This window comes from Halomonas sp. V046 (assembly GCF_052645355.1).
The window spans coordinates 109,033-127,516 of the sequence record NZ_JBQXYF010000004.1; the positions used below are offsets into that span (position 1 = coordinate 109,033).

General features: G+C 66.1%; 17 protein-coding genes. 15 read left to right on the forward strand and 2 right to left on the reverse strand.

Going from position 1 to position 18,484, the window contains the following annotated elements; all coding sequences use genetic code 11:
- The first annotated feature begins 42 nt into the window (after positions 1 to 42).
- The 6 genes from msbA to murB are packed head-to-tail and all read left to right on the forward strand — an operon-like array spanning position 43 to position 5,417.
- Positions 43 to 1,776: a lipid A export permease/ATP-binding protein MsbA gene (gene msbA, locus ACUN9Y_RS06545; RefSeq protein ID WP_445460085.1), complete on the forward strand. Its 1,734-nt coding sequence runs from the start codon at positions 43 to 45 to the stop codon at positions 1,774 to 1,776.
- The gene (gene lpxK / locus ACUN9Y_RS06550) at positions 1,776 to 2,888 is read left to right on the forward strand and encodes a tetraacyldisaccharide 4'-kinase (protein WP_445459879.1); all 1,113 of its coding nucleotides are present in this window, start codon (positions 1,776 to 1,778) and stop codon (positions 2,886 to 2,888) included. Before msbA ends, lpxK begins: the two co-directional genes overlap by 1 nt.
- The gene (locus ACUN9Y_RS06555; RefSeq protein ID WP_445460086.1) at positions 2,888 to 3,124 is read left to right on the forward strand and encodes a Trm112 family protein; all 237 of its coding nucleotides are present in this window, start codon (positions 2,888 to 2,890) and stop codon (positions 3,122 to 3,124) included. Before lpxK ends, ACUN9Y_RS06555 begins: the two co-directional genes overlap by 1 nt.
- Complete coding sequence (gene kdsB, locus ACUN9Y_RS06560) at positions 3,124 to 3,903, forward strand: 3-deoxy-manno-octulosonate cytidylyltransferase (protein ID WP_445459880.1); 780 nt, start codon at positions 3,124 to 3,126, stop codon at positions 3,901 to 3,903. The genes ACUN9Y_RS06555 and kdsB overlap by 1 nt, the downstream gene beginning before the upstream one ends.
- A 3-nt stretch (positions 3,904 to 3,906) precedes the next feature.
- On the forward strand, positions 3,907 to 4,377 hold the full coding sequence (locus ACUN9Y_RS06565) for a low molecular weight protein-tyrosine-phosphatase (protein ID WP_445459881.1): 471 nt from the start codon (positions 3,907 to 3,909) through the stop codon (positions 4,375 to 4,377).
- Positions 4,378 to 4,382: 5 nt separating this feature from the next.
- Positions 4,383 to 5,417, forward strand: a complete 1,035-nt coding sequence (murB, locus tag ACUN9Y_RS06570) for a UDP-N-acetylmuramate dehydrogenase (protein WP_445460087.1) — start codon at positions 4,383 to 4,385, stop codon at positions 5,415 to 5,417.
- Between the two features lie 122 nt (positions 5,418 to 5,539).
- Here murB and rne read toward each other — a convergent pair whose 3' ends face one another.
- Entirely contained in the window at positions 5,540 to 9,283 is a 3,744-nt protein-coding gene (gene rne / locus ACUN9Y_RS06575) for a ribonuclease E (protein ID WP_445459882.1), read from the reverse strand.
- A gap of 581 nt (positions 9,284 to 9,864) precedes the next feature.
- On the opposite strand from rne, the gene ACUN9Y_RS06580 reads away from it, so the two are divergent.
- The 4 genes from ACUN9Y_RS06580 to sppA all read left to right on the forward strand — a co-directional run bounded on the left by ACUN9Y_RS06580 (position 9,865) and on the right by sppA (position 13,977).
- Entirely contained in the window at positions 9,865 to 10,824 is a 960-nt protein-coding gene (locus ACUN9Y_RS06580; RefSeq protein WP_445459883.1) for an RluA family pseudouridine synthase, read from the forward strand.
- A 116-nt stretch (positions 10,825 to 10,940) separates the two neighbouring features.
- Positions 10,941 to 12,167, forward strand: coding sequence for a bifunctional alpha/beta hydrolase/OsmC family protein (locus ACUN9Y_RS06585; protein WP_445459884.1), 1,227 nt, complete (start codon positions 10,941 to 10,943; stop codon positions 12,165 to 12,167).
- Between the two features lie 49 nt (positions 12,168 to 12,216).
- Positions 12,217 to 12,870: an HAD-IA family hydrolase gene (locus ACUN9Y_RS06590; RefSeq protein ID WP_445460088.1), complete on the forward strand. Its 654-nt coding sequence runs from the start codon at positions 12,217 to 12,219 to the stop codon at positions 12,868 to 12,870.
- Positions 12,871 to 12,915: 45 nt separating this feature from the next.
- Entirely contained in the window at positions 12,916 to 13,977 is a 1,062-nt protein-coding gene (gene sppA / locus ACUN9Y_RS06595; protein ID WP_445459885.1) for a signal peptide peptidase SppA, read from the forward strand.
- Here sppA and ACUN9Y_RS06600 read toward each other — a convergent pair.
- A complete protein-coding gene (locus ACUN9Y_RS06600; RefSeq protein WP_445459886.1) occupies positions 13,962 to 14,579 on the reverse strand; it encodes a Maf family protein in 618 nt (205 codons plus the stop codon). The genes sppA and ACUN9Y_RS06600 overlap by 16 nt on opposite strands.
- A gap of 214 nt (positions 14,580 to 14,793) precedes the next feature.
- On the opposite strand from ACUN9Y_RS06600, the gene ACUN9Y_RS06605 reads away from it, so the two are divergent.
- From ACUN9Y_RS06605 to fabG, 5 genes are all read left to right on the forward strand, one after another.
- Complete coding sequence (locus tag ACUN9Y_RS06605; protein ID WP_445459887.1) at positions 14,794 to 15,327, forward strand: YceD family protein; 534 nt, start codon at positions 14,794 to 14,796, stop codon at positions 15,325 to 15,327.
- A gap of 25 nt (positions 15,328 to 15,352) precedes the next feature.
- Positions 15,353 to 15,523: a 50S ribosomal protein L32 gene (gene rpmF / locus ACUN9Y_RS06610; RefSeq protein WP_445459888.1), complete on the forward strand. Its 171-nt coding sequence runs from the start codon at positions 15,353 to 15,355 to the stop codon at positions 15,521 to 15,523.
- Positions 15,524 to 15,556: 33 nt separating this feature from the next.
- Positions 15,557 to 16,588, forward strand: a complete 1,032-nt coding sequence (plsX, locus tag ACUN9Y_RS06615) for a phosphate acyltransferase PlsX (protein WP_445459889.1) — start codon at positions 15,557 to 15,559, stop codon at positions 16,586 to 16,588.
- Positions 16,589 to 16,649: 61 nt separating this feature from the next.
- Positions 16,650 to 17,597, forward strand: coding sequence for an ACP S-malonyltransferase (gene fabD, locus ACUN9Y_RS06620; RefSeq protein ID WP_445459890.1), 948 nt, complete (start codon positions 16,650 to 16,652; stop codon positions 17,595 to 17,597).
- Between the two features lie 90 nt (positions 17,598 to 17,687).
- Positions 17,688 to 18,431 carry a 3-oxoacyl-ACP reductase FabG gene (gene fabG, locus ACUN9Y_RS06625; protein WP_445459891.1) on the forward strand — a complete coding sequence of 248 codons (744 nt, stop codon included), beginning with the start codon at positions 17,688 to 17,690 and terminating at the stop codon, positions 18,429 to 18,431.
- Positions 18,432 to 18,484 lie beyond the last annotated feature (53 nt).

Genomic DNA, 18,484 nt, shown 5'->3' on the forward strand with positions numbered 1-18,484 from the left:
GGACAACCCGTGCCGATTCCCTTCGCTAGTGGAGCCAACGTGATCGAATACTCCGGCTGGACGCTCTACAAGCGTCTCCTTGGTTACGTCCGACCCTTCTGGAAGTCCTTCGCCGTTGCCGTGGTCGGCTACGCCATCTACGCCGCTTCCAGTACCGCGCTGGCGGAGATGATGAAGCGCCTGATCGACGGCATCCAGAACCCTGATGCCGCCTTTCGTCTGTTCCTGCCGCTGTTCGTGGTCGGCATGTTCGGCGCCAGGGGGCTCGGCACCTTCCTTGGCACCTATTTCATGAGCAACGTGGCGCGCAACATGGTCCACGCGCTGCGCTGCGATGTGTTCAACCACATGCTCAAGTTGCCCGGGCGCTTTTTCGACAATCATTCGTCGGGGCATCTCATTTCCCGGGTGACCTACCACGTCGAGCAGGTCACCGGCGCAGGGACCAAGGCGATCACGGTGGTGCTGCAGGAAGGGCTGTTCGTGATCGGCCTGGTGGGCTACCTGCTGTGGACCAACTGGATGTTGACGCTTTTGTTCATCGCGGTCACGCCGCTGATCGGCGCCGTCGTCAGTTTTGCCAGCAAGCGCTTTCGGCGTATCTCCCGACGCATCCAGCGCTCCATGGGCGATGTGACTCACGTCGCGTCGGAGGCGTTGACGGGCTACCGGGTGGTCCGTACCCATGGCGCCGAAGAGTACGAGCAGGGGCGCTTCCGGGCGGCCAGTGAGGTCAACCGTCGACAGAGCATGAAGGAAGCCCTGACCAAGGCCACCAGTACGCCGGTGATTCAGCTGCTGGTGGCACTGTCGTTGGCCGTGCTGGTGTGGCTGGCCATGTCGCCGGCACTGATGAACGAGATGACTCCGGGTGAGTTCGTGGCCTTCATCACCGCCGCATCGCTGATGGCCAAGCCGATTCGGTCGCTCAGCGAGATCAACGGCACGATCCAGAAGGGCATCGCCGCGGCCAGCGAGCTGTTTGGCCTGCTCGACGAGACACCCGAACGCGATGAAGGCAGCGTGGACCCCGGGCGTCTGGCGGGGCGCGTTCGCTTCGAGAACGTGTGCTTCGCCTATGGCAGCGATCAGCCGGAGGTGCTCAAGGGCATCGATCTGGACATCCGGGAAGGGGAGATGGTTGCCATCGTCGGTCGCTCCGGTAGCGGCAAGTCGACCCTCGTCAGCCTGCTTCCGCGCTTCTATCATCCGACGTCAGGACGCATTCTGATCGACGACGTGGCGCTGGAGGACTACCGGCTGACGCCGCTGCGCCGACAGATCGCCCTGGTGTCACAGCAGGTGACGCTGTTCAACGCCTCGATTTCCGACAACATCGCTTACGGCGTTCCCGATGCCGATCCCAAGGACATCGAAGCCGCCGCCCGGGCCGCCCACGCCCATGAATTCATCGAACGCATGCCCGGAGGCTACGACGCCCTGGTCGGCGATAACGGCGTCATGCTGTCCGGGGGACAGCGACAGCGCATGGCCATCGCTCGGGCGATCTTCAAGGATGCGCCCATTCTGGTGCTGGATGAGGCCACGTCGGCGCTGGACACCGAATCGGAGCGCCATATCCAGGCGGCGCTGGAAGAAGTCTGCAAGGGGCGTACGACCCTGGTCATCGCCCACCGCCTGTCGACCATCGAACGTGCCGATCGGATCCTGGTCATGGAGCAGGGGGAAATCATCGAACAGGGCTCCCACAGCGACCTGCTGGCCAAGGATGGCGCCTACGCCGCACTGCACAAGCTGCAGTTTCAGGACGAGTGATGCGTCTCTCCGATCGTTGGCTGCGGGCCGCGTATTCCGGTGCATCATGGCTCATGCTGCTACGCCCCCTCGAGGCCGTGTATCGCTGCGAGGTGGCTCGCCGGGAGCGTGGCTACCGCGACGGCACGAAGCACGCCTGGCGCGCCCCGGTCCCGGTGATTGTGGTCGGCAACCTGACCCTGGGCGGCACCGGCAAGTCGCCGCTGGTGGCCTGGATCGGTCGTCATCTCGCCGACCAGGGCCTTCGGCCCGGCATCCTGTCGCGGGGCTACGGAGGCCAGGTTCGGGGTGGCAGGGTGTCGGGCGGCAAAGCGTCGGGTAGTGAGGGCCAGGACGGTGGCTATCCGTTGTGGCTAAGCGCGAAGACGCCCGTATCGGAAAGCGGTGACGAGCCGCGCATGCTGGCCGATCAGACCGGGCTGCCGGTGGTCGTCGATCCGGATCGCCCGCGCGGGGCTCGGCGCTTGATCGCGGGCGGCTGCAACGTGATCATCACCGATGATGGACTGCAGCATCACCCGCTGGCCCGGGATATCGAGATCGTGGTGGTGGATGGCGAGCGCGGCTTCGGCAACGGACGCTGCCTGCCGGCGGGGCCCCTGCGCGAGCCCTTGACACGCCTCGGGCGTGTCGATGCGCTGGTCATCAATGGCCCACCGCGACACCGCTTCCCCGACGACGCCCATTACATGCGTCTGGCACCGGCGCGGTGGCGGCGCGTGGTGACTCGGACGGGGCCGCAGGACGCAGACGAAAGGCGTGGCTTGCCACTGACGCCGCTGCCGTTCACGCCGCCGGTGGAAGCGCTGGCCGGGATCGGTAACCCCGGACGCTTCTTCACCACCCTCGACGCCCTTGGCATCGCGCATCGGGCCCATCCCTTCGCGGATCACCAGCGCTTCGGGGCGGACGCCCTGTCCTTTGCCGGGGGGCGCCCGGTGGTGATGACCGCCAAGGATGCGGTCAAATGTAAAGACATTGCTCCCGATGATTGCTGGGCGCTGGACGTCGAGGCCGCCCCTTCGGCGTCCTTTGTTCAGTGGCTGGACCAACGCACCGCGTCCTGGCGGGACGACGATGCTCAACGCACTGATGCTGTGGAGACGAGATGATGGACAAGGAATTGCTCGCGATGCTGGTGTGCCCGCAATGCCAGGGCAAGCTGCGCTATGACCGCGATGCCGGAGAGCTATGTTGCCAGTTCGACAGCCTGGCCTACCCGATCCGCGATGGCATTCCGGTAATGCTGGTCGAGGAGGCGCGCCCGATGGACGTCGACGAGACGCTGAAGACATCACCGGGTGCCGGCCCCGGTGGTGGCGCCCAGGACCGTAGCGGAGAGGTCTGATGAGCGACTTCATTGCGGTGATTCCGGCCCGCTATGCCTCGACCCGGCTGCCCGGCAAGCCGCTGGCCGATATTGCCGGGCGGCCCATGGTCGCTAGGGTCTGGGATCAGGCGCTGCGCTCTGGTGCCGACCGTGTGGTGGTGGCCACCGACGATGAACGCATTCGGGATGCGGTGGCGCCCCTGGGAGCCGAGGTCATCATGACCCGGGGCGATCATGCCACCGGCACCGATCGCCTGGCGGAGGTGGCGAGCCAGCTCGGCCTCGCCGCCGACGCGGTACTGGTCAACGTGCAGGGCGATGAGCCGCTGTTGCCGCCGGCACTGATCGATCAGGTGGCGGCGCGTCTGATGCAGGACGAGGGCGCTTCGGTCGCGACACTTGCCGAGCCGATCACCGACGTCGAGAGCCTGTTCAACCCCAATGTGGTCAAGGTCACCCGGGCGGCCAGCGGGCGGGCGCTGTACTTCTCCCGGGCGCCAATGCCCTGGGATCGCGATGGCTTCCGTGAGCCACCGACACTGCTTCAGACCGATGCCTGGCTTCGTCATATCGGGTTGTACGCCTATCGCGCCGGCTTTCTGGCCGACTTCGGTGGTTGGCCACCGGCGCCGCTGGAGCAGCTCGAACAGCTCGAACAGCTGCGGGCGTTGCACCACGGCCATGTGATACAGGTCGTCATGGCCGAAGCGTCGCATCCGGCGGGGGTCGATACACCAGAAGATCTGGAGCGGGTTCGCGCCTATTTCGCCAATCGAGCATCGGCCGACGAGGAGTAGTCAATGCGTGTGTTGTTCGTCTGCCTTGGCAATATCTGCCGTTCGCCCACCGCCGAAGGGGTGCTGCGGGCTCGACTGGACGCCGAGGGCATGCTGGATCGCGTCGCGGTCGATTCCTGTGGCGTCGGCTCCTGGCACGTTGGCGCGCCGCCGGATAGTCGTGCCCAACAGGCGGCGCGCTCGCGTGGCATCGAGCTGTCTGGCCTGCGTGGTCGACAGCTCGACCGCGCCGATTTCGACGACTTCGATTACCTGTTGGCCATGGACCGGGATAACCTGACGGCCCTCGAGGGTCAGGCACCGAGAAACTGCCGTGCCCATGTCGGGCTGTTCATGGCCTTCGCCGGCGAGCCGCAGCGAAGCGTGCCCGACCCTTACTATGAAGGCGGCTTCGATGGCGTCTACGAGATGATCGAGCGTGCCACCGATGGCCTGGTGGCGGACTTGAAGGCACGGCTGGGAGAATCGCCTTGAGGGCGGTGATCGAGCACAACGTCGACTTGAGTGCGTCCAATACCCTGGGGCTTGCGTGCATCGCGGAGCGGGTGGCGACGCCGCGCTGTCGCGCGGCACTGAGCGCTCTGGTGCGTGACGGTCACACCGGCCGTGGCCCGCTGACGCTGCTCTCCGGCGGCAGCAACCTGATTCTGCCGGAGCGCCTGCCCGGCCTGACCCTGCGCCCGGCCATGACCCAGTGGTGGCTCGAGCCGCGCGGCAATGATGCCTACGTGCATGTGGGCGCCGGCGTCAACTGGCACGGTCTCGTCATGGCCCTGGCCGAGCGAGGCTGGTGGGGGCTCGAGAACCTGGCCTTGATACCCGGGCACTGTGGTGCCGCCCCGGTACAGAACATCGGCGCCTATGGCGTGGAGCTGGCCGATGCCCTGGAGAGCCTCACCCTGATGCACCTCGACGACGGTCGCTTCCAGCGCTTGGGCGTGGACGAGTGTGACTTCGGTTATCGTGAAAGCCTGTTCAAGACTGAACTCGATGGCCGAGTCGTCATCACCGACCTGACCTTGAGGGTGAGTCGCGCCGGTCGCGCGCGCCTCGGCTATGGCGACCTGGCGTCGCGCCTGTCGCCGGCGCCAACGCCATGGCAAGTGGCCGAAGCGGTGTGCGCCGTGCGGCGCGAGAAGTTGCCGGACCCTGCCGAGCTCGGTAACGCCGGAAGTTTCTTCAAGAACCCCGTGGTCGATGGCAGCCGCGCGCAAGCCCTGCGCCAGGCTCACCCGGACATGCCTCATTTCGCCCTGGCCGAGGGTGGCGTCAAGCTGGCGGCGGGCTGGTTGATCGATCAGTGCGGTCTCAAGGGCTGGCGCAGCGGCCACTTCGGCGTACATGAGCGCCAGGCCTTGGTCATCGTCCACCATGGCGGGGGGAGTGCGCAGGAGTTGCTGGCCGTGGCGGCCCAGGTGGCGGCCCGTGTCCGGGATCGATTCGACATCGAGCTCGAACGTGAGCCGCGCCTGGCCGGTATGCTCGACGTTGATGAGCGAGCGTCTCTGGCCTGATCGGCAACGCGAGACTGCCTGCCAGCTCGCGCCACAGGCACCAACGACAACGCCCGCAAGCCATGGCTTGCGGGCGTTGTCGTTACGGGGCCGTCGTTTCAGGGTCGGGCCGGGCGAGCGTGCTAGCTCTGCTGGTCACCGGTCTTGTCCTGCTCACGACGACGCTGTTCACGCGGGTCGTTGTGGGCGCGGCGGCGGCTTCGGCGAGCGCTGGTGGACTCGGTCTTGCCCGGTGTCGGCTCGCCTGTGGCGGCTTTGGCTTGCTCCGATGACGCCGGGGCGCCGGTCTTGGTCCCGTCATCGGACGGGCTTTCCGGCGTGGACTCCAATGAGGCATCCGCCGGGTCGTCGGCCTTGGCGTTAGCCTTTACCTCGGGCTTCTGCGCTTGGCTGTCGGCCTTTTCGGATGCCGGGACACTGGCCCTGGTGCTGGCCGTAGTGCTGGCCGGGTGCCTGGACTCGGTCGCGCCACCCGGCGTTGCTTCAGCCTTGGCATCTGCCTTGTCGCCGGGCTTTGCGCTGGCTTCTGACGCGGGCTGTGTCGCACCAGTGTCGGCCTTGTTGTCGGCCTCGCTCGCGGGCTTCGTCGCCTGGGCATCGGTCTTGCCGTCGGCCTTGGTACCAGGCTTGGTTTCGGTCGCGGCGGCGGGCGTTGACTCGGGCTGTGTTGCACGAGTATCGGCCTTGTCGTCGACCTTGGCGTCGGCCTTGGTGCTGGCATCGCTCGCGGGCGTCTTCGCCTGGGCATCCGCCTTGTCGTCGACCTTGGCGTCGGCCTTGGTGCTGGCACCGCTCGCGGGCGTCTTCGCCGGGGCATCCGCCTTGTCGTCGACCTTGGCGTCGGCCTTGGTGCCGGCATCGCTCGCGGGCGTCTTCGCCGGGGCATCCGCCTTGGCGTCGACCTTGGCGTCGGTCTTGGTGCTGGCATCGCTCGCGGGCGTCTTCGCCTGGGCATCCGCCTTGGCGTCGACCTTGGTGTCGGCCTTGGTGCTGGCATCGCTCGCGGGCGTCTTCGCCGGGGCATCCGCCTTGGCGTCGACCTTGGCGTCGGTCTTGTCGTCGGCCTTGGTGCCGGCATCGCTCGCGGGCGTCTTCGCCGGGGCATCCGCCTTGGCGTCGCTCTTGGCGTCGGTCTTGTCTTCGACCTTGTCGTCGGTCTTGGTACCGGCATCGCTCGCGGGCGTCTTCGCCGGGACGTCGGTCTTGTCTTCGACCTTGTCGTCGGTCTTGGTACCGGCATCGCTCGCGGGCGTCTTCGCCTGGGCGTCGGTCTTGTCAGAGACCTGGGGGCTGGTATCGCTTGAGGCCTGAGGCTCGGCGTCAGCTTGCGCAGACGCTTGCGGCGCTTCGCTCACGCTCGCCGCCTCGGCCTTGAGGCGCTCTTGTTCCGCGACGGACTGCGGGTTCAGGGCCTGAGTGCGCGTCCGCTTGCGCGGGTTGTTGCGGCTGCGCTTGGGCTTGGTGTCCTTGGCGCTGTCCGCGGCAGGCGTTTCCGTGGTGCTCGCCTGTGCGCTGCTCTGGGGAGTGGCGCTAGCCTTCTGGGCGCCATCCTCCTGGGCCGGGCGGCGTGAGCGTCCGCCGCGGGAATCCGCGCTATCGGACCGGCTGCTCTGGTCGCGACGCTCCTGCTGGCGGCGCTCCTGCTGACGACCGCTATCCTGGCGGTTGTCGCTGGCACTGCGACTGGCGCTGCGGTTGTCGTTCGATCCGCGGTTATCGCCGGCGCTGCGGTTGTCACTCGAACCGCGGTTATCGCCGGCGCTGCGGTTGTCACTCGAGCCGCGATTATCGCCGGCGCTGCGGTTGTCGCTCGAGCCGCGATTATCGCTGGCGTTGCGGTTGTCGCTGCGGTTATCGCTGGAGCCGCGGTTGTCCTGGCGGCCACGGCCGCTGTCGCGGTCCTGGCGCTGACCGGCGGAGCGACGGTTGCGCTGGCGGTTGGCATTGGGAGAAGCAGAGCGCTCGGCGCCGCGGTTGCCGCTCTCGCCCTGGGAGCGACTGGCCGCGCTTTTCTGGCCGCCACTGCTGGCGTTGCCGCCGGTGCTGTCGGTAGGCGTTTCTTCACCGCCGAGGAAGCGAGCGAACCCTTTCACCAGGCGGCCGAACAGGCCGGCGTTCTGGACGCCTGCCTGAGATTGCTGCGGCGCGGCGGGTGCGCGAGTCGGTGTCCTGGGCGTTGCCTTGGCGCTGGGCCGCGAGGCGGCAGGTTTCGGTTGTGCCGGTGCCTCGGCAGGCTCGCGCTGCAGCGATGCCGGCGCGGGCTCGTTGTGGACCACGGTCTTGACCGCGGCTTCGGCGCGTTGCACCGGCTTGCCGAAGGCGGCTTCCGGCTCCTTGCCGACTTCGGTGTCCATGGACAGCTCGAAGCTGGAGACGTCCGCCGTGCCTTCGTCATCGACGTGGTCATCGCGCAGGCGCTGCACATCGAAGTGGGGGGTATCCATCTCCGGGTTGGGCAGGGCCACGACCCTGACGCCCTGGCGGCGTTCGATCTCGGCGAGTATGGCGCGCTTTTCGTTGAGCAGGTAGGTCGCCACCGGTACCGGCAGGATGGCGCGAATCTGGGCGCTGCGCTCCTTCATCGCCTCTTCTTCGATGAGGCGCATGACCGAGAGGGCCAGGGAGCGGACGTCACGGATGGTGCCCTGGCCATCGCAGCGGGGGCAGACCACGCCGCTGGTTTCGCCGAGGGACGGGCGCAGGCGCTGGCGCGACATTTCCATCAGGCCAAAGCGCGAAATGCGCCCGATCTGGACCCGGGCGCGGTCGAGCTTGAGGGCGTCACGGGCGCGGTTTTCGACTTCGCGCTGGTTGCGTGCCGGACTCATGTCGATGAAGTCGATGACCACCAGGCCGCCGATATCGCGCAGGCGTAGCTGGCGAGCGATCTCGTCGGCGGCTTCCAGGTTGGTCTGAAGGGCGGTTTCCTCGATATCGCTGCCGCGGGTGGCCCGGGCCGAGTTGATATCGATGGAGACCAGCGCCTCGGTGTGGTCGATCACGATGGAGCCGCCGGAGGGCAGCTTGACTTCACGCTCGTAGGCCGTCTCGATCTGCGATTCGATCTGGAAGCGTGAGAACAGCGGTACCTCGTCGGCGTACAGCTTGATCTTCTGCTGGTAGGAGGGCATGACCTGGCGGATGAAGGCCAGCGCTTCCTCGTGGACCTCGGGGCTGTCGATCAGCACCTCGCCGATGTCCTGGCGCAGGTAGTCGCGCATGGCGCGAATGATGACGTTGGACTCGCGATAGATCAGGAAGGGGGCGGAACGCTTGCCGGCTTCTTCGGTGATCGATTCCCATACCTGAACCAGGTAGTCCAGATCCCACTGCAGCTCCTCGGGCGAGCGGCCGATGCCGGCGGTGCGCACGATCAGTCCCATCTTGTCGGGGACCGTGAGTTGCCCCATGGCTTCCTTGAGCTGGCTGCGCTCTTCGCCCTCGATGCGACGGGAGATCCCGCCGGCGCGGGCGTTGTTCGGCATCAGCACCAAGAAGCGGCCAGCAAGGCTGATGAAGGTGGTCAGGGCGGCGCCCTTGTTGCCACGCTCTTCCTTGTCGACCTGGACGATGACTTCCTGGCCTTCCTTGAGCACTTCCTTGATGCTGGGGCGCCCGGAGGGCTCCTTGAGGAAGTACTCACGGGCGACTTCTTTCAGCGGCAGGAAACCATGACGCTCTGCGCCGAAGTCGACGAAGGCGGCTTCGAGGGAGGGTTCCACGCGGGTGATCTTGCCGCGATAGATGTTGGCTTTCTTCTGCTCCCGGGCACCGGATTCGATGTCCAGGTCGTAAAGGCGTTGTCCATCGACCAGAGCGACGCGCAGCTCTTCAGGCTGTGTCGCATTGATGAGCATCCGTTTCATGTTGTCTCGCAATATGGGCGCGCCGGAGAGGCGCCCACAGGCATCGACGAAGGCGAACCGCTGGGTGCTGCGTGCTTGTGCTCAGCGCATGTCGCGGAAGCGGTGGCTGCGCCCGGCCGGGTCGCCAGGGATACGTGAGGCGACACGGCATGATCATGTTGAGTACGTGGCGGAGGGAAGACGTGTCTCGGTGGGACTTGCCCATCCGGTCCTGCCGTCACCGCCAACACCTGGCATTCATCGATTCACCGACGCCGGCCTCCGGCGCGGTGTTGTACGTCTCCCGAATCACTGGGCCACCACGGTGGGTATGCCTGGATTCGGGCACGGTGTTGTTACGTTATCGTCGGCGGCGGGATCTCGAATTGGCGAGAGTCGTCGCGGCCTTACTGTTTGTGACGTCGGGGTCGAGCGTCGTATGGCTTCGCTCCGGCCTGCGTGTCTGTCGTGCAGGCGCCTGCAGGTGTCTGTCGGACCCTGGGAGCGAGAGAGCAATATAACAGCAATACCAGGGGCCAGCAATTGGCGCTAGGCTGCGCTAGAATGGCCGTTTCCCGCAGGTTTTTCAGTGGAGTGTCGTCGTGGCCGAAGGGCAAGCCGAAGGGCAGCAAGTGCAATGGGTGGAAGTGACCGAAGGCCAGGTCGGTCAGCGCGTCGATAACTTCCTGATGACGCGGCTCAAGGGCGTGCCTCGGTCGTTGGTCTATCGCATCGTGCGCAAGGGCGAGGTGCGCGTGAACAAGAAGCGTATCAAGGCGGATACCCGCCTGGCGCTCGGCGATATGGTGCGCATACCGCCGCTGAAGCTTGCCCCTCGTGAGGCGGTGCGAGACGTCAGCGATAATCTGCGTAACCTGCTGTCGGGCAGTGTCCTGATCGAGGGGCCCGACTGGATGGTGATCAACAAGCCGTCGGGGCTCGCCGTGCACGGCGGCAGCGGCGTCAAGATCGGTCTGATCGAGGCCCTGCGCCAGATCCGCGACGATCTCGACTTCCTGGAACTGGTGCATCGGCTCGACCGGGATACCTCGGGGTGTCTGCTGCTGGCCAAATCGCGTCCGGCGCTGCTGGCGCTGAATGAGTCACTCAAGCAACACAAGATGACTAAACAGTACCTGGCCCTGGTGGCGGGGCGTTGGCCGGCGCGGCGCGACTTCGTCAGTGCGCGCCTGGATCGCTACGACGCCGGCAACGGCGAGCGCCGCGTGCGCGTCGATCCCGCCGGCAAGGTGGCGCGGACGCGCTTTGCGGTACGCGAGGCCTTCGCCGGGGTGACCCTGGTGGAAGCCGAGCCGGTGACAGGGCGTACCCATCAGATTCGCGTGCATGCCGCCCATGCCGGCCACGTCTTGCTTGGGGACGACAAGTACGGCACCCGCGAGGGCGCGCGGCTGACCCGCGAGCTGGGGCTGGATCGGCTATTTTTGCATGCAGCGGCGCTGACCTTCCCGGAGCCGACCAGTGGTCGACCCGTGCAGATTCGGGCACCGCTGGAGCCAGGACTCGAAGCTGTGCTGGAAAAAGCGCGCGGCAGGCGCTGAAACGGGCCTCCCCCTTGCGCTTTCGGTGAGCCGCGGTCAAGGATGCGGAAGGGTGGCGCCGAAAGGCGGTGGGCGCGCCCGAGGAGTCGTGTCGCCGTCGTCAGGGAGAAGCCAGCATGCGCATGATCAGTGAACGAGAGCAGTTTCCGGGCCACGATGGCGCGCTGTTGGCGGCGCGCTTCGATCGCCCCGAGGTGGGGACGGTCCAAGCCTATGCGATCTTCGCCCACTGCTTTACCTGCACCAAGGATATCCTCGCCGCCAAGCGCATTGCCGAGCGTCTGGTGTCGCGAGGAGTGGCGGTTCTGCGCTTCGATTTCACCGGCCTTGGCCACTCCGAGGGCGAGTTCGCCAACACCCACTTCACGTCCAACGTCGATGACCTGGTGGCCGCCGCGACCTTTCTCGCCGGGCGTGGCCAGGCACCCAGCTTGCTGGTCGGGCACTCGCTTGGAGGCGCCGCGGTGATAGCCGCGGCCACCAAGCTGACCAGCGTGAAGGCCGTTGCCACCATCGGGGCACCCTTCGATCCGGCTCATGTGGTGCATAACTTTGGTGCCAATCTGGCGACCATCGAGCGCGAGGGGGAGGCCGAGCTGACGCTGGCCGGGCGTCCCTTTACCATCCGCAAGGCGTTTGTCGACGACCTGCGCCAGCAACGCCAGCGCCAGCGTATCGCCACACTGGGGCGGCCTCTGTTGGTCCTCCACGCACCGGGCGACGAGGTGGTGGAGATCGAGAGTGCCGCCGAGATCTTCACCACGGCGCGTCATCCGCGCAGTTTCGTGTCCCTCGACGATGCCGATCACCTGCTGACCAGGGCCGTGGACGCGGAGTATGCCGCCGAGGTGATCGTCAGTTGGGCGACGCGTTACCTCGAGCTGGAGGCGCCCAAGCCGCCAGCTGGGGCGCCGGAGGGAGTGACTCGCACGTCCGAGGCCGACCCCGCAGGCTTCCGTCAGGATATCGTCGCCGCTGGCCATCACCTGCTGGCCGACGAGCCAGAGTCGTTTGGCGGTACCAATCTGGGGTTTACCCCGTATCAACTGCTCGGCGCAGCGCTCGGCGCCTGTACCTCGATGACGGTGCGCAGCTATGCGCGGCGCAAGAACCTGCCGCTTACCGATGTCACGGTCGATGTCTCCCACGCCAAGATTCACGCCAAGGACTGTGGCGAATGCGAGGCCAGCAGTGGCAGAATTGACCGCTTCGAACGAGTCCTGTACCTCAGCGGCGACCTCGATCAGGAGGCGCGCGCCAAGCTGTTGGCGATTGCCGATCTGTGTCCCGTGCACCTGACCCTGGAGGCCACCGCGGTGGTGGTGACCCGGCTGGCCGAATGACGGCGCCGTAGGGGCTCGTGGCTTATCTCATTATTTCGGAGTCCCTGTGTTGCGCTACGATCTGATCATCTTCGACTGGGACGGCACCCTGATGGATTCCATCGGCCGAATCGTCTCCTGTATGCAGGCGGCGGCAGGTGAGGTTCAGTGGGGCGAGCTCGACGATGCCGCGGTACGCAATATCATCGGTCTGGGCTTGCCGGAGGCCATCGAGGCACTCTGCCCCGGGATCACGCCGGCCCAGGCGGAGCGCCTCAAGGCACGCTACGCCTATCACTTCGTCGAAGGCAACACGACGCCGATGCCCTTTTACCCAGGCGTCGAACCGGGGCTGGAGCGGCTCCTGGCCAGGCCGGGACAGCGCCTGGCCGTCGCCACCGGCAAGAGCCGGCGTGGGCTCGATCGGGTCTTTCGCGAGACGGCGACAGGGCGTTTCTTTCATGCGAGCCGGACCGCCGACGAGACCCGCTCCAAGCCCCATCCGCAGATGCTCGAGGAGCTGCTTGCCGAGCTCGACGTCCCGGTTGACCGGGCGGTGATGGTGGGTGACACCGAATACGACCTGGCCATGGCGCGAACGCTCGGCATGGATCGAGTCGCCGTGACCTATGGGGTGCACTCCCGCGAGCGGCTGGACGCCTGTGGGCCGTGCCACGTCGCCGACAGCGTCGATGGATTGATCCACTGGCTTTGCCACGCCTGATGCGCCACCTGGCGTGACGGGTAACCGTTAAGGAAAGGGAATCCCATGAGCGATGAGCACCCCCGTGACCCCTGGACCCAAGGCGATGAGGTCCCGGCGGGCGGGCACCAGGCACCGCGAGACGGCGTCGCCAGCGCAGACGCCGAAACGCTGCGCGAGCGCCAGCGCCTGGCCCAGATCGAGATGATGGACCGTTGGGTCGGCGGCGTCCTGACCGAACAGCGCCGCAGTCGGCGCTGGAAGCTGTTCTTTCGGTTGGTGACGCTATCGCTACTGCTGAGCCTGGTCGCCCTGGTCGCCTACGCGGTTCTGTCCGTGCCGACAGGGGTGCCCGCCCAGGGCAAGCACCTTGGACTGGTCGAGTTTGAAGGCGTCATCGACAGCGAGTCGCCGGCCAACGCCGAGCGCATCATCGAGGGCGTAGAGGCTGCCTGGGAGGCGCCGGATAGCGTGGCGGTCGTGTTGCATATCAATAGCCCAGGCGGTAGCCCCGTGCAGTCTCAGCGCATCTACGACAGCGTGATGCGCCTGCGCGAGAGTGGCGACAAGCCGATCATCGCGGTGATCGAGGATATCGGTGCCAGCGGCGCCTACTACGTCGCCGCGGCGGCCGATGAAATCGTCGCGTCCCCGGCGAGCCTGGTGGGCTCCATCGGCGTGATCTACGCCGGCTTCGATCTCGAGGATGCCATTCAGCGCCTGGGCGTCGAGCGCAGGGTCTTTACCGCCGGCGACAACAAGGCGTTTCTCGACCCGTTCTCCGATATCTCGCCTCAGCAGCGCGAGTTCTGGCAGACGGTGCTGGAAACGACCCACCGCCAGTTCATCGACGACGTCAAGGCCGGGCGGGGAGATCGCCTCGCCGATGACCCGTCACTGTTCAGTGGCCTGGTGTGGACCGGCGAGCAGGCGCTGGACCTGGGGCTGGTCGACAGCCTCGGAAGTATCGATGACGTGGCCAGGGAGCGCCTGGAGGATCCGGTGCTGCAGGACTATACGCCGGCCCAGGACCCCTTCGATCGCGTCGCCCGCCAGCTGGGTATTGTCACCTCGCAGTGGTTGGGCATGCCGCAAACGGTGTCGCCGTTGCGCTATGAGTTGCCTTGAGCGTTAGCCAGAGGCTCGTCGTGAAGCAGCGGATCCATCCCCGCCTCGCGTAGCATCTGGCACAGTCTTATCAGCGGCAGCCCGATCAGGGTGTTGGGGTCGTCGCCCTCGAGGCGTTCAAACAGGGTGATGCCGAGTCCCTCCATGCGGAAGCTGCCGGCACAGTCCAGCGGCTGTTCGCGCTCGACGTAGGCATGGATCTCGGCGTCGCTGAGTCGGCGAAAGACCACGTCATAGCGCTCGTGGCAGACGCGATGGGTCTGGCGTGCGGTGTCGATCAGGGCAAGACCGGTCAGGAAACTGACGCGTTGCCCGGAGAAGGCTCGCAGAGTGGCGCGGGCTTTGGCGGCGGTCAGAGGCTTGCCAAGGACCCGGTCGCCGAACACCGCAACCTGGTCCGAACCGATGATCAGGTGCGCGGGGTGGTCGGTGCAGAGGCGCTCCGCCTTGGCCAATGCCAGACGGTGGACCAGCGCCGATGGGGCTTCGTCGGCGTGGCGCGTTTCGTCGATCTCGGGGCTGGCCCAGGTGAAGGGCAGGCCGAGGCGCGACAGCAAGTCGCGGCGCCAGGGTGAGCTGGACGCGAGGACCAGGGCAGGCATGTGATGAGCTCCTTTGTGAGGCTGTGTGCCGAGCGAGAGAGTCTGGGCGTTGGGCGGGCGTAAGGGAACCGGGGGCATCGACCCGGGGTCGTCTGGTGTCGGGCATGATCCTGCCGCTCTCGTCCCGCGCCTTGGCCAAAGTTGGCCAAAGATTGTAACCTACTGACCGCAGGGCTTTGACAGGGCCCTGACGAGTGCCTATCATTGCGCGCCTATGTTGACCTCACGATTGCCTGGCAGGGTCGAGCCGTACAAGCTCGCCGCCCACGCCGAACACCTTGAAGGCCTGGTGGCACTGGCCGAGATGAGCCGACTGACCGACGAGGTCGGTGCTCAGCAAGGCGACGCCAGCGTCTGGCTCGAATTTGCTATCGACGCCCAGGGGCGTCGGGTGATCCGGGGCCGCCTGGAGGCCGAGTTGCAGCTGCCGTGCAGGCGCTGTCTCGAGCCGATGGCTCAACATGTCGACAGCGACTTCCTGCTTGGGCTCGTCTCCAGCGACGACCTGGCCGCCGACTTGCCCAGTACCCACGAGCCGGTGCTGGTCGAAAACGAACAGCTGAACCTCCTGGGTGCGATCGAGGACGAGCTGATCCTCAGCCTGCCCCAGGTGGTTTACCACGACGAGTCAGAGTGCCCTGTCTCGCGCGACCAGCTGAGCAGTGGGGCACAAGCCGAAGCCTCGGATGCGCCCGCTGGCAGCCCCTTCGATGTGCTCAAGCACCTCAAGGGCAACACCGATACCTGATAGATTCACTGTGGAGTGATTTCCCATGGCAGTTCAACAGAACCGCAAGACCCGTTCCAAGCGCGGCATGCGTCGCAGCCACGACGCCCTGACCGCTCCGGCCCTGTCCCAGGACAAGGAGACCGGCACGACTCACCTGCGTCACCACGTCTCTCCGGACGGTTTCTACCGTGGTCGCAAGGTCGTCGACGTCTAAGCGACACTGACCTGATATCGCCTGGCCGCTGAGGTGCGGATAGCCGTCGACGCCATGGGCGGGGACAAAGGTCCTACCGCCACTGTGGTGGGTGCGGCCAGTGCGCTTATTGAAGACCCGAGCCTCGAGATTCGGTTGTTTGGTCCTGTCCAGACGCTGGAAGCCGAGATCGCACGCCTGCCGCGGCCTATGGTCGCGGCGGCGTCGCGTCTGCGCCTATGTGATGCTCCTACCCTGATCCCTCAGTCCATGCGTCCGACCCAGGCCTTGCGCCATGGGGACGGCTCGAGCATGGCGCTGATGCTGGCCTGTGTGGCGGCAGGGGAAGCGGACGTGGGGGTCAGCGCAGGCAACACCGGGGCCTTGATGGCGCTGGCGCGGCGAGCGCTGGGGATGGTCGCGGGGGTGCCCCGCCCGGCGATCAGTACCGCGATCCCGACTCATGACGATGGCCGCTGCTACCTCCTCGATCTGGGCGCTAACGTCGAAGTGTCGGCGGCCAGGTTGGTGGATTTTGCCCTGATGGGGGACATCATGGCGCGCCATGTCGATGGGCTTGCCGCGCCTCGGGTTGCCCTGCTCAATGTCGGGGTGGAAGCCACCAAGGGCACTTCCAGCGTGCGCGAAGCCGATGCCGAACTGCGTCGCATCGAGGGCCTCAACTATCGCGGCTTCATCGAGGGCGACGGTGTCTTCTCCGGAGCGGCCGATGTCGTCGTGTGTGATGGCTTCGTCGGCAATATACTGCTGAAGGCGAGTGAAGGACTGGCAAAGATGCTGGTCCAGCGCGTGCAGGCGACCTTCGAGGCGCACTGGAGCAGTCGGGTGATCGGGGTGCTGGCGCGTCCGGCGCTCAAGCGGCTGAAGAACGAGCTGGATCCGGTTCGCTATAATGGCGCTAGCCTTTTAGGGTTGGCGGGTATTGTTATCAAGAGTCACGGTGGCAGCGATGCTGCCGGCTTCCACTACGCGCTCAAGCGTGCGGTCCAGGAAGTGCGTCGTGACTTGCCGAGTCGGCTGGAAGCCGAACTCGTCCATCGTCGTCCGGTTGCGCCTCGGGTGTGACGTGCCAAGGCCGTCTCTCGACGCGCCCAGGCGACGACCAACATGAGCATAGGTGATCGACATGACACAACCGCTTGCCCTCATCTTTCCCGGGCAGGGCTCCCAGCAGGTCGGTATGCTGCGCGAGCTGGCGGAGCGCTATAGCGTAGTGAGGACCACCTTCGAGGAGGCGTCCGAGGCGCTTGGTTACGATCTGTGGAAAGTCGTCCAGGAAGGACCCGCAGAATCGTTGAATGCGACCGCCTGCACACAGCCAGCGCTGCTGGCTGCCAGTGTGGCGATCTGGCGTGTCTGGCAAGAGCTTGAAGGGCCGCGCCCGGGCGCCATGGCCGGCCATAGCCTCGGCGAGTACAGCGCGATGGTCTGTGCTGGAGCGATCCCGTTCGCCGAGGGGATTCGGCTCGTCCGCCTGCGCGGCGAGGCCATGCAGGAAGCCGTGCCGGTCGGTCAGGGGGCGATGGCAGCCATCCTCGGTCTCGAGGACGCGGCGGTCGAGGCGGCCTGTGCCAAGGCCGCCGACGGCGACGTGGTCGCGGCCGTCAACTACAATGCCCCGGGCCAGGTGGTGATCGCCGGCGCCAAGGCCGCAGTCGAGCGCGCCATCGTCGCCTGTCAGGAGTCCGGGGCCAAGCGAGCCATGCCGTTGCCGGTCTCGGTGCCGTCGCATTGCGACCTGATGCGCCCGGCGGCGGAGCGCCTCGCTGAGGCCATGAGCGCTATCGAGATACGGGTGCCGCGCTATACCGTGGTGCAGAACGTTGATGCCGCCGCCCATGCCGATGTGGCGACGCTCAGGACCCGTCTGCTCGAACAGCTCTATCAGCCGGTGCGCTGGACCTCCTGCGTCGAGACCATGGTCGACGGTGGCGCCGAGGTGTTCATCGAATGTGGGCCCGGCAAGGTGCTTACCGGGTTGAACAAGCGTATTGCCAAGGGCAGTCGTGGCATCGCGGTCAATGACCCTGATAGTCTCGACGCCGCGCTGGAACTGGCCAAGGAAACGCTCTAGTCATCGCCGCATGAGCGTTTCAGGGCCAGTTGCGCGCCGCAAGACTTCGCCCGGCCAAGGCCGGGCTTTGACGAACCAACGGAAGTGATCATGACAACCGAGCGTAGAGTCGCCCTGATTACCGGGGCCAGTCGCGGCATCGGCCGTGCCATCGCCCACGAGCTCGGCCGCCAGGGTCGGATCGTGATCGGCACCGCGACCAGTGAAGCGGGTGCCGAGCGTATCGATGCCGACCTCAAGGCCCAAGGATTCGACGGGGCCGGGCGTCGGCTGGACGTCACCGATCAGGCCAGTGTCGACGGCCTGATCAAGGCGATCACCGAAGAGTTCGGCGCGCCGACCATCCTGGTCAATAACGCCGGCATCACCCGGGATAATCTGCTGATGCGGATGAAGGAAGACGAGTGGGATGGCGTCGTCGACACCAACCTCAAGTCGGTCTATCGCGTCAGCAAGGCCTGCCTGCGAGGCATGACCAAGGCGCGTTGGGGGCGGATCGTGTCGATCAGCTCCGTGGTCGCGACCATGGGCAATCTCGGCCAGACCAACTATGCTGCCGCCAAGGCGGGCATGGAAGGTTTTACGCGTGCACTGGCACGCGAAGTCGCGTCGCGGGCGATCACCGTCAACGCGGTGGCGCCGGGCTTCATCGCGACCGACATGACCGAAGCGCTGTCCGACGACCAGCAGACGATGCTCAAGGGGCAGGTGCCCCTGGCGCGTCTCGGTCAGCCCGAGGAGATCGCCGCGGCGGTCGGGTTTTTGACCGGTGATACGGCAAGCTATGTCACCGGCGAAACCCTGCACGTCAATGGCGGTATGAACATGCGCTGAACACACGCCTAGCGTGTGTTGCGTCGGCCCTTAGGGGTCTATAAACTACCCCG